We start from the raw sequence: 14,442 nt of genomic DNA, 5'->3' as shown, positions 1-14,442 counted from the left end.
ACCCCGGATGAGCGGCCGGCCACGACTCGCCGAGTCCGGGGGCCGGGACCCCGCCGGGCAAGGACGAACACCGGTGGGTCACCATCTCCCGGTATGAACAGCAACACACTGAGACTCTTCACCGCGCCGGACGAGCGGACAGCCGCGGTCATGCTCGCAACAGCCCCCGCGGCAGGCGCCGTTGAGCTGGACTTCGACCAACTCGATCCAGAGAACGCGCTGCCTGCCTGGGAGGCCCTCCTTGCCGGCCGGGACATGGAAGCAGTCACCGAGGCCGCGAGGCCGCACATCATCGCCCTGGACGAGGAGAGCGGTGCCGCGGTGTTCGAGGTGCCGCAGGCGCTGGTCGAGAGGGTGCGGAACGCCACACCGGCCGATATCGATCAGGCGGTCGTGGGCTGGGTCCTGGGATGCGCCGAAGCCGAGGAGTCCCTGTGCATACCCGAGATCGCCGAGCAAGCACTCGGCGCCATCGCCGATCTCGCCCGCGCTGAGGCCATCAGCGGTCAGCGGATCTACGGAAGGCTGTCCTGACCTCCTCATCAACAGGGCGGTCGCGCCGGGTGATTGATCACCCGTCGGCCTTCGGAGGCCCGTGGTCGGCGGTGGGCTGGTCACGGCCGGAGAACCGGCCGCCACGCCGTGATTGTTCAGTGTGGCGGAGGGGGCCTGCTGAACAACGCCGTGGGCGGTGAACTCGATGGCACACCGCACGGACCGGGTCACAGCCGGCCCGGCGGCAACCGCCAACGGAGGAATCACGATCATGAACGTGCGCACACGCGCCACCGTCGCCCTGTCGACCGCGGCGCTCGGCATGGGCCTCGCCCTCGGAACGCCCGCCGCGGCAGCCCCCGCGCCGGCCGGTGCGGTCACCGCCGCGGCAGTGACCGCACCGGCCACCGGCACGGCAGCCGCCCCGACCGCGGACGCGTCCGCCGACACGTCGGTCGCGCTCCGTACCCGAGCGTGCACGAGGCTGCGGACGCAGCGGAGTTACGGATACGCCGACGTCTGCAAGACCTGGTACCCCCAGAGCGGCTTCCCCGGCCGTTACCACGGCACGCTGTGGGGCACCGTCCACCACTACCACGCCCCCGCCAACCGTCAGGTCGTCGTGCAGGCGAGCATCGACGGCAGGAAGTTCCTCCTCGGCGCGACCTACGGCAACAAGTCCTTCAGCAACAAGTACCGCTACACCCGGAAGGCCCTGATGCGGCTGTGCCTGCACCGCCCCGGCGGCGGCGTCTCCTACTGCGGCGGCTGGTGGTGACGTCGGGCAAGTGACCCGAAGTGCGCCACCGGAACACCCGACCGGTACCGCACCTCCTGCCGGGCGCGCTCAGCGCGCCCGGCAGCTGCCGCCTGCCCGCCCCCGTCCGCGCCGCGACCGCCGGCTCGCCCTCCGGCTCATCGGCACGGCACGGCTCGCGCGAGGCGGCAGGGAACGAGGGTGCTCAGGCAACCGGGTGTGCCGCCCGGGCGTCCCACGCCACGAAGAACGGCCGGCGGTCAGCCGGGAGAAGACATGACGGAGGAGGACCCGACGATGGGCGCGGCTCGGGGGAAGGACCGCGCGAAGTGGATGGCACGCTTCCAGGTACGGCCGGCCGTGCGGCCGGGCGTGGACCGGGCGGTCGTACTCCGGACGGTCGAGGAGGCGACGGCGCACCGCGCGGAAGCGGGGCAGCACCCACACAACGCCTTCGGCGATCCGGACGCCTGCGCCGTGCAGGCCGCCGAGCGGCTGGTGCCGGCGGACCGGGCGGCTCGCGCGAAGCGGCACGACGCCGTGGTGGCCGAGTCCCGCACGGCGTTCGAGAAGGCCGGGGACATCGCCGGTCTCCAGCGCCGTCCGACGGAGCGCCGGCGCTCCGGGCCCGCCGACCGGGCCGGGCACGTCGCCCGTCCCGTACTCCTCAGCGGCGGTGGACGCTGACGGCGTAGCCGCCGCCTCCGTAGGGATCGGCGTCCCAGCCGGCGAAACGGTCGACGAGGGTGAGGCCGGCTTCGGCGCAGCAGTCGTCGTACTCCGCCAGCGTTATGCCGGGCGGCACGGGCAGGTGGTCTTCGTCCAGGCCGAAGCCGGCGACCAGCAGACCGCCCGGACGCAGGGCCGCGGCCAGGCGCTCGACCACCGCGGCCTCGGTGCCGGCAGCGAGCAGCGGGAAGACGTTGCCCGCCGCGACCACGAGATCGAAGTCCGCGGCGATGCCGAGCAGGGCCGGGTCGAACCCGGTCAGGTCTGTCCGGAACCAGGGCAGTCCCTGCGCCTGCTGCCGCGCCACTGCCAGCATCGACTCGTCGAGATCCACCCCGACACAGTCGTACCCGAGCTCCGCGAGCCGGATCATGACCCGTCCGGTGCCGCACCCGGCGTCCAGCACTCGGGCTCCGGCAGGGACCAGAGCCGCGCAGAAACGCGCCTCACCGTGCACGTCCTTCCCGCTGAGGGCCAGGGCCTCGAACCTCGCGGCGTAGTCCTCCCCGGACGTCCCCCCGGTCAGCGCATTCCATCGGCTCATGACCGAACTATATGTCGGCCGTACGCCGCTCGGACGAGCGACTGAACCTGCGGCACCGAAGGCCGGCGCGGACGAGGGCGGGATCCGCCGGCTGTTCTCACCCGCCCGGCCTACGACGGACCGCCAGGATGCCGGGATCGCCCCCGCGCCCGGACGCACCACGAGCACACGGGCGCGGACTCTCCGTGCTCCCGGACCGGTCCCCTGCCGGTACGACGTCCCCGGCCGGCCTCTCGTCTCCGGCCAGCATCGGCAGCAGCAACGCCGCCGACCAGCTGAAGTTCGGCGAGTTGAGCGTTGCCCCGGTGACCGGGTCGTAGTTCTCCATGATCGGACCGTTGCCCATCAGTCCGGACGCATGCGCGAGGAGCCGGTCGGTGAGGGCCTCGGCGTCCTTGCCGTAGCCGTGGCGGATCAGGCCGCCGAGGGCGAAGTACGCCTGGTCGAGCCAGACGGGGCCCCGCCAGTAGTCGGTCGGCGAGAAGTACGGGGAACTCTTCGCGACCGTGGGGAACGGCACCCCGGTCGCGAACTCCCCGGCGTCCGTCAGCCGGTCGCGCACTGCTCGGGCCTGCGCGGCGGACGCCGTGCCGGTCCACAGCGGGACGGCGCCCTCGATGCCGCGCCCACGCGCGGTGAGCGGCTTCCCGGTGCCGAGCGCGGTGTCGTGGAACCAGCCGTCGGCCGGGTCGTACATCGTCTTCCGTACGAGAGCGTGGGTGGCGGCGGACTTCTCCTTCCATCGCCGGGCGTCGCGGTCGTGCCCCACGACGGCCGCGATGCGCGCCAGGTACCCCTGGTCGGCGGCGAGATACGCGTTCAGGTCGACGGACTCCTGGTCGAGGGAGTAACCGAGGACAGTGCCGTCCGCCGCCCGGTTGGCGACGACGGACGCGCCGAGCGCGGCGTCGAAGCGGGGGGCGTTGTCCATGCCGCTCTCCCAGGCCGCGGCCAGGCGCCGCTGTTCGGGCGAGTCGTTGGCGGGGTCGACGGTGGCGCCGTACTCGGCGAGGCCGTTGTGGTCGTGGTCCCGGTTGCGGTACCACCAGTCCTGGTAGGCGGCGAGTTTCGGGTACATCTCGCGCAGGAAGGCCGTGTCGCCGCTCCTGCGGTAGACCTCCCACACGGCCCAGGCGGCCAGCGGGGGCTTCGAGTTGCGCTCGTTCCAGTTGCCGCCGCCGCGCGGGGGATCGTTGTAGAAGATGACGTCCGGGATCATTCCGGCGTCCTGCGGCCGGGTCCGGGAGTCCGGCCGGATCTGCCAGTCGAACATGGAGCGGATCTGGGACTGGGCGAGCCGGGGGTCGAAGCGCGCGGTGCCGACTGCCTGCTTCCAGGTGTCCCAGGCCCAGATGCCGCCGGCGAACCACTTGTACGAGATCGACGGCGTGATGCCGTCGTGCTTGATCTGCCCGGCCGCGCTGCGCCAGTTGGTGACGAGTGTCTGCAACGACTTCACGGCCGTGCGCCGCCGGTCCGCCGGCACGCCGCGGGTCACGTCACGGACATAGCCGCGCCAGCGCTCGTCAGCGGCGGAGGCCTCGGCCGAGGGGCGGGCGAGGACGTGCCGCACCCTGCGCGCCTCGCGGGTGCGTTCGCCGGCGGTGAAGGTGTAGGACTCGGTCCAGTCGAACCGGTGCGACTGCCCGGGGGCGAGGGTCACCGGTGCCGTGGCCTGTGTCCGGTAGGTGTCGCCGTCGACCGTGGTGCGGACCGGTTCCTTGTGGGTGACCTCGAAGCGTTCGGTGCCGTCCGTGAGGTAGTCCCACACCTCGCGGACCTTCGCGAAGTCGACGCCGACGCCGGTCGGTGTGGCGGTGAGCGAGGGCGCGTCGCGCATCGGCGGGTCGGCGGGGCGCAGCAGGCTGCCGGTCCAGCCGGCGTGCAGGGTGCGCGTCGCGGTACCGGTGTTGCGCAACTCGGCTCGTACGAGTGCGCTGCGCGCGGTGGCGAACCGCAGCTCCAGCGTGAGGCTCAGGCCGCGTCCGAGGTCGTAGGACTGGCGCAGCAGCCCGGGCAGCGAGGTGAACCGGGGTGGGCCTCCCGCGGCCAGGTCCAGGGTGTGTCCGCCCTCAGCGAGGCGCATGCGGCTGAAGGAGGTGCTCAGCCACCACGGGTATTCCTGGGCCATGTAGAGCGGCCCGGTGAAGCCTCCGTAGGCGGCGCGGTCGCCGTTTTCGGGCAGAGCGTAGGCGTGCCAGGCGCCGCGGTCGGCGAAGACGGTGACGGGGTTGTCGTCCTCGTCGTCACCGGGCAGGGCGGCGGTGGGGGTGCCGTGCAGATCGAGGACGTCCGCGTAGCGGGACGGCGGCTGCGGACGGGCCGCGGCGGAGGCGGCCTGCGGGGCGGTGAGTGCGGCCGCGGCGAGCAGCAGCGCGGTCAGGGCGTGCAGGGGTCGGTGTCCGGTCACTGGTCGGTCCCTCCGGTGGAGTCGGGGGCAGGGGCGACGCGGACGACCGCGGCGCCGAGCGGTTCGAGAACCACGTGGCCGTGAACGGCCTGTCCGGTGAGCAGATCGGTGCCGCCCGCGGCGTACGCGCCGGACAAGGGGATCCGTGCGGGCCGGTCACCGTGGTTGAGGAGGAAGAGGTAGGTGCCCCGCTCGCCGGCCCGGGTCGTCGCCTCGACGCCTGCGGGGGCGTCCAGGACGGGCTGAACGCCCGCTGCGGTGAGGGCCCGGTCGAGTACGTCGCCGATGTCCTCGCCGAGGTGGCAGCTCACGTACCAGGCGGTTCCGGAGCCGTGGTGGTTCCGGGTGACGGCCGGCCGGCCGGAGAGCGGGCCCGAGGTGTACGTGTCGGCGGTCTCGGCGCCCTGCGGCACGATCCACTCGGTCCACAACGCGGCCCGGGCTCCGGAGGCCAGGGCGGTCGTCTCCCCGTCGGGGACCGGCCAGAACTCGTCCACCGACAGGCCGAGCACGTCCCGCAGCGGGCCGGGTGCTCCCCCGTCGTGGATGTGGTCGTGCCCGTCGACGACGCCGCTGAACGGGCCGCACACGAGGTGGCCTCCGGCATGCACGTAGTCGGCGATCCGGCGGGCGTGCTCCGGGCGCAGGAGGTGCAGGTTGGGCGCGAGGACGGCCCGGTAGCCGTCGAGGACGGCGTGCGGGGGGACGAAGGTGATCGTGATGTTGCGGGCGTGCAGAGCCGTGTACCAGGGGCGCAGCAGGTCGGGCCAGCGCATCCGGGCCGAGGGGTGGTCGTCGGACTCCAGGGCCCACCAGGAGTCCCAGTCCAGGACGATCGCGGTGTCGGCGGTGAGGCGGCTGCCGGCGACTTCTGCGAGGCGGGCGAGTTCGGTGCCGAAGCGGACCGTCTCGCGCCAGCCGCGCGAGGCGGTGCCGCGGTGCGGCAGCAGGGCGCTGTGGTACTTCTCCGCTCCGGCGCGGGAGGCCCGCCACTGGAAGTACATGATGCCGTCGGCGCCTCGGGCCAGGGCCTGCAGCGACCACAGGCGTTGCAGGCCCGGCCGCTTGGGGACGTTCACCGGGCGCCAGCTGACCGCCGAGGGTGCCTGTTCGAGGAGCAGCCAGGGTGTACCGCCCTTGAGGGAGCGCATCAGGTCGTAGGTGAGGGAGGCGGTGATGTGGGCGCGCGGGTCGGCGGGGTCGGGGTAGGCGTCGTCGGAGACGAAGTCCTCGTGCCGGGCCCACTCCCAGTAGTCGAGCGCCTTGAACATCGACATGAAGTTGGTCGTGGCGGGGGTGTCCGGGCTGAGTTCGGTCAGGACGTCGCGTTCGGCGCGGTGCAGGGCGAGGAGCGCGTCGGAGCAGAACCGCCGCCAGTCGAGGAGCTGGGTCGGGTTGACCGGTCCGGGCGCGGTGCGCGGCGGTTCGATCTCGTCGTAGGTGGTGTAGCGCTGGGACCAGAAGGCGGTTCCCCAGGCGTGGTTGAGGGCGTCGATCGTGCCATGGCGTTCGCGGAGCCAGGCCCTGAAGCGGTCGGCCGAGCGGGGGCAGAAGCATTCCGTGACGTGGTCGCCGTACTCGTTGTGGATGTGCCACAGGGCGAGGGCGGGATGGTTCGCGTACCGCTCGGCGAGGGCCCGTGTGAGGCGCAGCGCGGCGGCCCGGTACTGGGGGGAGGAGGGGCAGTAGTGCTGGCGCGAGCCGAATTCGAGGCGTACGCCGTCCGCGGTGACGGGCAGGATCTCCGGGTGCGCGCGCACCAGCCACGCGGGCGGTGAGGCGGTGGCGGTGGCCAGGTCGACGGCGACGCCGTGGGCGTGCAGCAGGTCGAGGAGCCGGTCGAACCAGGCGAAGTCCCAGGTGTCCGGGCCGGGTTGGAGCCGGGCCCAGGAGAACACGCCCACGGTCACCAGGGTGACCCCGGCCTCTCGCATCAGCCTGGCGTCCTCGGCCCACACCTCCTCGGGCCACTGCTCGGGGTTGTAGTCGCCGCCGTACAGGAGGCCGGGGATCCGGGTGAGACGGTCGCGGGCGGGGCGGCTCATCCCTTCACCGCCCCGCCGAGCAGTCCGGCCACGAACTGCCGCTGGAAGAGCAGGAAGAGTGCCATCAGCGGCAGTGTCGCGAGCAGCGAGCCGAGCATCAGCCCCGAGTAGTCGACATGGGACAGGCCGGTGAGGGTGTTGAGCGCGACGGGCACGGTGTACTTGTCCTCGGTGTTGAGGACGAGCAGAGGCCAGATGAAGCTGTTCCACTGGCCCATGAAGGTGAAGATCACCAGGGCTCCCAGTTGGGGTCGTACGCACGGAAGCACGACCCGGTAGAAGGTGCGCAGTTCCCCGGAGCCGTCGACGCGGGCCGATTCGACGAGTTCGTCGGGGAAGTCCACGAAGGCCTGCCGCATCAGCAGAATGCCGAAGGAGTTCGCGAGGAACGGCAGGATCACGGCCTGGTAGGAGTCGGTCCAGCCGAGGCTCGCCATCATCTGGAACAGCGGCACCAGGAGCACCTGGAACGGGATCATCATCGTCGCCAGCACCGCGCCGAGCAGCAGACGACGGCCGCGGAAGCGGTACTTGGCGAGGCCGTAGCCGCACATCGCGGAGATCAGCGAGCTGAGTGCCGTGTACACGACGGCGATCCCGACGCTGTTGAGGAGCACACGGCCGAATCCGATGGTGTCCTGGAGGCGCGCGAGATTGTCGAGCAGCCGTCCGCCGGGCAGGAACGGCGGCGGCGAGCGGAACAGTTCAGGGGTGGAGTGCGTGGCGGCGATCGCCATCCACACGAACGGCACCAGGCTGGCCACGGCCCCGAGGGCGAGCAGCAGCCGTACGAGGTTGCGGCCGGCGCGGCGGACCGGGTGGGCCCGTGCCGGTGCCGCGGGGAGTGCGCTCACCGGTGCTCCCTTCCGAAGACGAGGTACTGGACGAGGGAGACCGCGCCGGTCAGCGCGACGACGGCCCAGGCGATCGCTGCGGCGTAGCCGAAGTCGAGCTGCTGGAAACCGACTTTGTAGAGGTAGACGACAGGGGTGAGGGTCGCGTCGTCGGGACCGCCGCGGGTGAGGACGTAGTTCTCGTCGAAGAGCTGGAGGGTGCCGATGGTGGAGGTGACGAAGCAGAAGAGGACGACGGGCCGCAGCTGCGGCAGGATCACGCGGACGTAGGTGGTCAGGGTCCCGGCGCCGTCGATCGAGGCCGCCTCGTACTGTTCCTTGCCGATCGTCTGCAGCCCGGCGAGCAGGATGACGGCGTTGTATCCGGTCCAGCGCCAGGTGAGGGACACGATGAGCGAAACGCGGGCCCAGGCCGGGCTGTTGAGCCAGTCGACCGGACCGAGGCCGATCGCGCCGAGCAGCTGGTTCACGAGGCCGCCGTCCGTCTTGAGCAGGACCTGGAAGACGACGGCGTACGCGACGAGGGTGGTGACGGCGGGCAGGAAGTAGACCGCGCGCCAGGTGCCGCGGAAGCGGAGCCATGACTGGTTGAGCAGGACGGCGACGGCCAGTGCGAGGCCGATCATCACCGGGACCTGTACGGCGAGGATGAGGCCGGTGTTGGACAGCGACTCCAGGAACGCCGGGTCGTCGATCATCCGCCGGTACTGGCCCAGCCCGGCCCAGCGGGTGGTGCCCGCGTCCTCGGAGGTGAAGCTCTGCAGCAGGCTCGCACCCAGCGGATAGGCGAAGAAGAGCGTGAAGAGGACGGCTGCGGGGCCTGCGAAGATCCAGCCGGCCGGGCGGGGGCGCCGTCGTCCGCCGCGTGCCGCGGGAGGTGTGCGCACCGGGGTGCGGGGTCGGCCGAGGGTGCTGGGAGCGGCCATCGCGCTACTTCACCCTTCCGCGGCCGGTGGCTCTGGCGAGTTGACCGGCGGCCGAGTCCAGGGCGCGGCGTGGGTCCCGGCCGTGCAGCATCACCCCGCTGACGGCAGAGGTCATGATGTCGGAGGCCTTGGCGTCGTCCTTGTTGTTCTCGACCGGAGGGATGTTGCGGGCGAGGCGGGCGAAGACGGCGAGGGCGCGCTGTCCGCCGAAGTAGTCCTGCTTCTCGCTCAGATAGGGGTCGTCGAGGGCGGGCAGGTAGGCGGGGAAGAGACCTTCGTGTTCGAGCATGGAGATCTGGTTGGCCTTGCCGGTGAGCAGGAACTCGATGAAGGCCCAGGCCAGCCTCGGGTTCTTGCTCTGCGCGGGCACGCAGAGGGTGGATCCGCCGATGTTGGAGGTGCGGATGCCGTCGGCGGTGAAGCCGGGCAGCGGCACCACCCCGAACCTGCCTTTCAGCTCGGGCATGTCGGACAGGAGGGTGCCCGTCCACCAGGCGGCGGTGGGGGTCGTGGCGACCTTGCCCTCCTTGGTGCCGGTGACGAGTCCGTCCCAGCCCTTCTCGTAGGCCACGAGGCCCTCGTCGCTGAGGGTCTTCATGAGGGTCAGGGCCTTGACGGCCGCCGGGGTGTCGACGGCGACGCGTCCGCCCTCGAAGTAGGACTGCCCCTGCTGCTGCAGCAGCATCGGCAGGATCCCGGCGTCCGTGTGGTCCTGGATGAGCATTTTGTGACCGGTGGCCTTCTTGATACGGATGCCGGCCTCGACGTAGTCGTTCCAGGTGCGCAGGGAGCGGGGGTCGACGCCCGCGGCGCGGAAGTGGTCGGTGCGGTAGTAGAGGGCGCACGGGCCGATGTCCCAGGGCAGGGCGTACAGCCTGCCGCCGGGGCCGGTGACCGTGCGCCATGCCGCGCGGTCGAAGTCGCCGCCGTAGCGGGCGCCGAGGCTCGTCAGGTCGTAGAAGCCGGCCGGGAAGTTGCCGATGTAGCGCGGCATGTGGCTGCCCTCGACCGTGAGGACGTCCGGGAGGCCCGTGCCTCCGCGCAGGCCCACCGTGATCTTGTCGTAGGCGTTGTCGTAGCCGACGTCGACGATGTCGACGGTGGTGCCGGGGTGGCGCTGTTCGAAGTCGCCGGCGAGGCGCTTCATGGCCTTGGCTGCCACGTCCCAGGACCAGACGGTGATCCTCCCCTTGACCTTTCCTCCCTTTTCATCATTTTTCGCCCCGATGTCGCGGGCCTGTCCACTGCCGCTCGCGCCTCCCATGACACAGCCGCCGAGCAGGGTCGACGCCGTGGCCGCGAGGCCTGTGGCCAGGGCGGTCCGCCGCGTGGGTCTCATTGACACTCTTGCCTCCTGGAGCTGAATGCCTAATGCTGTATTCAGAACACTGAATGACAGCGCCCGCCGTCAAGATGTGTACATGCAAAGACTTCCGAGACCGGCCGGCCCGGCCGGACCAAGCTGACCCTGCCCGCGAAAGGCACGGCATGACGTCGTCCGAGAATTTTGTCCACCCCTACATCCCGAACTCAGTGCCGGCCGTGCGGCGGGCGATGCTCGACGAGATCGGCGCGGCGAGCACCGAGGACTTCTACGCCGACATCCCGGACGGGATCCGGCTGCACCGCCCCCTCGACCTGCCGGCTCCGCTGCGTTCGGAGGCCGAACTCGTCCGGCACATGGAGGGACTGCTCGCCCGCAACACCTCGACGCGGGAGGTCCTCAGCTTCCTCGGCTCGGGCTGCTACCAGCACCACGTGCCCGCGGTCGTGGACGAGGTGGTCAACCGCAGCGAGTTCCTCACCGCCTACGCGGGCGAGCCCTACGAGGACCACGGCCGTTTCCAGGCACTGTGGGAGTACCAGTCGATGATGGCCGAGCTGCTCGACGTCGAGGTCGTCAACGTCCCGGTGTACGACGGCTTCCAGGCCGCCGGGACCGCCCTGCGCATGGCGGGCCGCGTCACCGGGCGCCGCCGCGTGCTCGTCGCCACCGCGATCGACGCGGACAAGCTGTCGCGCATACGGGACTACCTCCGTCCCGACCATGACGTCACCGTGGTCCCGGTCGGCCCGGAGACGGGCTGCGCCGACCTCGACGCGCTGCGCGAGGAACTGGCCGCCGGTGACACCGCGGCCGTCTACGCGGACGCCCCGTCGGCCCTCGGCATCGTCGACGCGTCACTGCCGCGGCTCGCGGAACTCGCGCACGACGCGGGCGCCCTGTACGTCGTCGGCTGCAATCCGCTCACCCTCGGCGTGCTCGCGCCTCCCTCCGCGTACGGCGCGGACATCGCCTGCGGCGACATCCAGCCGCTCGGCATCCACCAGAGCTTCGGCGGCGGCAACGCCGGCTTCATCGCCACCCACGACGAGGAACGGCTGGTCGCCGAGTACCCCTCGCGTCTGTTCGGGCTCGCGCCCACCTCGGTGGAGGGCGAGTACGGCTTCGGCGACGTGGCGTACGAGCGGACCTCGTTCGCCCTGCGCGAGGAGGGCAAGGAGTGGGTGGGCACGGCGGCCGCGCTGCACGGCATCGGCGCCGGTGTGTATCTCGCCCTGATGGGACCGCAGGGCATGCGGGAGATCGGCGAGACGATCCTCGCCCACACCGCGTACGCCCGGCAGCGCCTCGCCCAGGTGCCCGGCATCGAGGTCCCGTTCGGCGACACGCTGCACTTCGCCGACTTCACCGTGCGCTACACCTGCGGCACGACCGCCGCCGAGGTACGCGCCGGCCTCCGGGAGCGCGGCATCTACGGCTCCGTGCCCACCGGCGAGCACGAGGCCGCCTTCTGCGTCACCGAAGTCCACTCCAAGGCCGACATCGACCGGCTCGCCACCGTCCTCGAGGAGATCGTCAAGTGACCGCCCACCACGCCCCCGTACCGGTCTCCCCGGAGGATGCGCGGATCGCGCCCAAGCCGCCGCTGCGCCGCTTCCAGCAGGCGTCCTGGGACGAGAAGCTGATCTTCGAACTCGGTTCACCGGGCGAACGCGGCGTCCTCGTCCCGGCGCCGGACCCCTCCGTGGCCCCGGCGGAGATTCCCCCGGCACTGCGCCGCGCCGAGCCGCCCGCCCTGCCCGAGATGTCGCAGCAGCAGGTCCTGCGCCACTACCTGCGTCTGTCCCAGGAGAACCTGGGCGCCGACCTCAACATCGACGTCGGCCAGGGCACCTGCACCATGAAGTACAGCCCCAAGGTCAACGACCAGTTCGCCCGCGACCCGCGCATCGCCGCACTGCACCCGCTCCAGGACGAGGACACCGTCCAGGGCGTCCTCGGCATCATCCACAGCCTGGAACTGCTCCTGAAGGAGATCTCCGGCATGGACCGGGTGTCCCTCCAGCCGGGGGCCGGCTCCGCCGCGATCTACACGAACGTGGCCATGATCCGGGCCTATTTCGCCGCGCGCGGCGAACTGGAGCAGCGCGACGAAGTCATCACGACGATCTTCTCCCACCCGTCGAACGCGGCCTGCGCCAAGACGGCCGGCTTCAAGGTCATCACCCTCCACCCGGACGCGGACGGCTACCCGGACATCGAGGCGCTCAAGGCCGCGGTCGGACCGCGCACGGCCGCGCTGCTGATCACCAACCCCGAGGACACGGGCATCTACAACCCGCGCATCGAGGAGTTCGTACGGATCGTGCACGAGGCGGGCGGCCTGTGCTCGTACGACCAGGCCAACGCGAACGGCATCCTCGGCATCACGCGCGCCCGCGAGGCCGGGTTCGACCTGTGCCACTTCAACCTGCACAAGACGTTCTCGACGCCGCACGCCTGCGGCGGGCCGGCCGCCGGCGCGTGCGCGGTGACGGAGGAACTGGCGCCGTATCTGCCGCGCCCCACGGTCGAGTTCGACGGCGAGCGCTACCGTCTGGACGACGACCGGCCCGAGTCGGTCGGAAAGATGCGGCCGTTCTACGGGGTGGTGCCGAACCTCGTGCGCGCGTACGCGTGGATCATGTCGCTCGGCGCCCAGGGGCTGCGCTGCGCCGCGGAGACGGCCGTCCTCAACAACAACTACCTGCTCCACAAGGTCCGGCAGATCCCGGGAGTCACGGTGCCGTACGCCCAGGGGCGGCCGCGCGTCGAACAGGTCCGCTACAGCTGGCAGAAGCTGCACTGGGACACCGGGCTGCACTCCGAGGACATCGGGCTGCGCGCCGCCGACTTCGGCACGCACTACTGGACGAGCCACCACCCCTACCTCGTCCCCGAGCCGATGACCCTGGAACCGACCGAGTCCTACACGCGCGCCGACCTCGACGAGTACGCGGCGATCCTCGCCGAGATCGCCCGCGAGGCGTACGAGTCCCCGGACACGGTCCGCACCGCCCCGCACCGTTCGACCATCCACCGGATCCGCCCGGAGGCCCTGGACGACCCGGCCACCTGGGCCGTCTCCTGGCGCGCCTACCGCCGCAAGATTCTCGGTGAGGCTGCCCGTTGACCAGGGTCGGCCTGGTGGTCAACCCGGTCGCCGGCCTCGGCGGCCGGGTCGGCCTGGGCGGCACCGACGGCCCCGAGAACCGCCACCGCGCCCTCGACCTGGGCGCGAGACCCCTGGCGGGGGAACGGGCGGCCGCGGCACTGCGCGAACTGCGGGCACGGTCCGGCACCGGTGCCCCGGGTGACGCGGTCACGGGGCCGGGCGGTGGTCTCCCCGGCGCGGAACCGGAAATCGTCACCGCCGCCGGCGCCATGGGGGCCGGCTCCGTCGCCGCGGCCGGGCTGACGGCGCGGGTCGTGTACGCCCCGGGGGCCGGGGACGAGACCTCGGCCGAGGACACCGTCGCCGCCGTGCGGGCCGTCGTCGCCGAGGGAGTCGACCTGCTGCTCTTCGCCGGCGGCGACGGAACCGCCCGGGACGTGCTCGCCGCGCTCGACGGGGTGCGCTGCCCGGTGCTCGGGGTGCCGACCGGCGTCAAGATGCACTCGGCCGTGTTCGGCGTCAGCCCGCGCGCGGCGGGCGAGGTGGCCGCCGCGTGGCTCGCCCGCTCCGGCTCCGTACGCCTGCGCGACGCCGAAGTGATGGACCGGGACGAGGACGAACTGCGCGCGGGGCGCGTCGCCTCCCGCCTCTACGGCTGGCTCTCCGTCCCCGACGTGCCGGTGCGCGTCCAGCAGCGCAAGACCGGCAGCACGGCCGGTACGCCGGAGGCGGTCGGCGGCATCGCCGCCGAGGTCGCCGAGCGTGTCGGCGAAGGACTGCTGGCACTCGGCCCGGGCAGCACCACCCGCGCCGTGGCCGCCGCGCTGGGGGCCGACGTCTCCCTCACCGGGGTCGACGTGCTCGCGCTGCGGCCCGGCCGGCCGGCCGAGGTCGTTCTGCGCGACGCCGGGGAGGACGCCCTCCTCGCGGCGGGGCCCCGCTGGATCGCCCTCTCCCCCATCGGCGGCCAGGGCTTTCTTCTCGGCCGCGGCAACCAGCAGATCTCGCCGCGGGTGCTGCGCGCGGCAGGCGGCCGGGACCGGCTGCTCGTACTGTGCACCGAAGAGAAGCTGGCGTCTCTGAGCGGACGGCCTCTCCTGCTCGACACGGGCGACGAGGCGCTGGACGCCGAGCTGACAGGCCACCTGCCCGTCATCACCGGCCGGCGCCGCACATCGCTGTACCGCCTGACCACCTGACCACCTGACCGTCCGAGCGCTCGAAACCGCGCCCCCGTACACCA

12 protein-coding genes are annotated in these 14,442 nt (G+C 71.9%); 6 read left to right on the top strand and 6 right to left on the bottom strand.

Going from position 1 to position 14,442, the window contains the following annotated elements:
* The first annotated feature begins 93 nt into the window (after positions 1-93).
* From VKA29_RS30900 to VKA29_RS30890, 3 genes are all read left to right on the top strand, one after another.
* Positions 94-534, top strand: a complete 441-nt coding sequence (locus VKA29_RS30900; RefSeq protein ID WP_324789307.1) for a hypothetical protein — start codon at positions 94-96, stop codon at positions 532-534.
* Between the two features lie 232 nt (positions 535-766).
* Positions 767-1,273 (top strand): hypothetical protein, encoded by a 507-nt coding sequence (locus VKA29_RS30895; RefSeq protein ID WP_324789306.1) that lies wholly within the window; start codon positions 767-769, stop codon positions 1,271-1,273.
* 255 nt (positions 1,274-1,528) lie between these two features.
* The gene (locus tag VKA29_RS30890) at positions 1,529-1,939 is read left to right on the top strand and encodes a hypothetical protein (protein ID WP_324789305.1); all 411 of its coding nucleotides are present in this window, start codon (positions 1,529-1,531) and stop codon (positions 1,937-1,939) included.
* Here VKA29_RS30890 and VKA29_RS30885 read toward each other — a convergent pair.
* The 6 genes from VKA29_RS30885 to VKA29_RS30860 all read right to left on the bottom strand — a co-directional run bounded on the left by VKA29_RS30885 (position 1,920) and on the right by VKA29_RS30860 (position 10,099).
* The gene (locus VKA29_RS30885; RefSeq protein ID WP_324789304.1) at positions 1,920-2,525 is read right to left on the bottom strand and encodes a class I SAM-dependent methyltransferase; all 606 of its coding nucleotides are present in this window, start codon (positions 2,523-2,525) and stop codon (positions 1,920-1,922) included. The two genes, VKA29_RS30890 and VKA29_RS30885, sit on opposite strands and share 20 nt — an antisense overlap.
* Before the next feature lie 97 nt (positions 2,526-2,622).
* Entirely contained in the window at positions 2,623-4,935 is a 2,313-nt protein-coding gene (locus tag VKA29_RS30880; RefSeq protein WP_324789303.1) for an MGH1-like glycoside hydrolase domain-containing protein, read from the bottom strand.
* Positions 4,932-6,980 carry a beta-galactosidase gene (locus tag VKA29_RS30875; protein ID WP_324789302.1) on the bottom strand — a complete coding sequence of 683 codons (2,049 nt, stop codon included), beginning with the start codon at positions 6,978-6,980 and terminating at the stop codon, positions 4,932-4,934. Before VKA29_RS30875 ends, VKA29_RS30880 begins: the two co-directional genes overlap by 4 nt.
* Positions 6,977-7,834 (bottom strand): carbohydrate ABC transporter permease, encoded by an 858-nt coding sequence (locus VKA29_RS30870; protein WP_324789301.1) that lies wholly within the window; start codon positions 7,832-7,834, stop codon positions 6,977-6,979. The genes VKA29_RS30875 and VKA29_RS30870 overlap by 4 nt, the downstream gene beginning before the upstream one ends.
* The gene (locus VKA29_RS30865; RefSeq protein WP_324789300.1) at positions 7,831-8,760 is read right to left on the bottom strand and encodes a sugar ABC transporter permease; all 930 of its coding nucleotides are present in this window, start codon (positions 8,758-8,760) and stop codon (positions 7,831-7,833) included. The genes VKA29_RS30870 and VKA29_RS30865 overlap by 4 nt, the downstream gene beginning before the upstream one ends.
* A 4-nt stretch (positions 8,761-8,764) precedes the next feature.
* A complete protein-coding gene (locus VKA29_RS30860) occupies positions 8,765-10,099 on the bottom strand; it encodes a sugar ABC transporter substrate-binding protein (protein WP_324789299.1) in 1,335 nt (444 codons plus the stop codon).
* A 149-nt stretch (positions 10,100-10,248) separates the two neighbouring features.
* Here VKA29_RS30860 and gcvPA point away from each other — a divergent pair, with 149 nt between their 5' ends.
* Genes gcvPA through VKA29_RS30845 form a run of 3 tightly spaced genes read left to right on the top strand, consistent with a single transcriptional unit; the run spans position 10,249 to position 14,398 of the window.
* Positions 10,249-11,628 (top strand): aminomethyl-transferring glycine dehydrogenase subunit GcvPA, encoded by a 1,380-nt coding sequence (gene gcvPA, locus VKA29_RS30855; protein WP_324789298.1) that lies wholly within the window; start codon positions 10,249-10,251, stop codon positions 11,626-11,628.
* Positions 11,625-13,217 carry an aminomethyl-transferring glycine dehydrogenase subunit GcvPB gene (gene gcvPB, locus VKA29_RS30850; protein WP_324789297.1) on the top strand — a complete coding sequence of 531 codons (1,593 nt, stop codon included), beginning with the start codon at positions 11,625-11,627 and terminating at the stop codon, positions 13,215-13,217. Before gcvPA ends, gcvPB begins: the two co-directional genes overlap by 4 nt.
* A complete protein-coding gene (locus VKA29_RS30845) occupies positions 13,214-14,398 on the top strand; it encodes an ATP-NAD kinase family protein (RefSeq protein ID WP_324789296.1) in 1,185 nt (394 codons plus the stop codon). The genes gcvPB and VKA29_RS30845 overlap by 4 nt, the downstream gene beginning before the upstream one ends.
* Positions 14,399-14,442 lie beyond the last annotated feature (44 nt).

It is taken from the genome of Streptomyces sp. H51 (genome assembly GCF_035656535.1).
Classification (GTDB): Bacteria; Actinomycetota; Actinomycetes; order Streptomycetales; family Streptomycetaceae; genus Streptomyces.
Note: the sequence above shows the minus strand (reverse complement) of the source record. Positions and strands in the feature narration are given on the sequence as shown.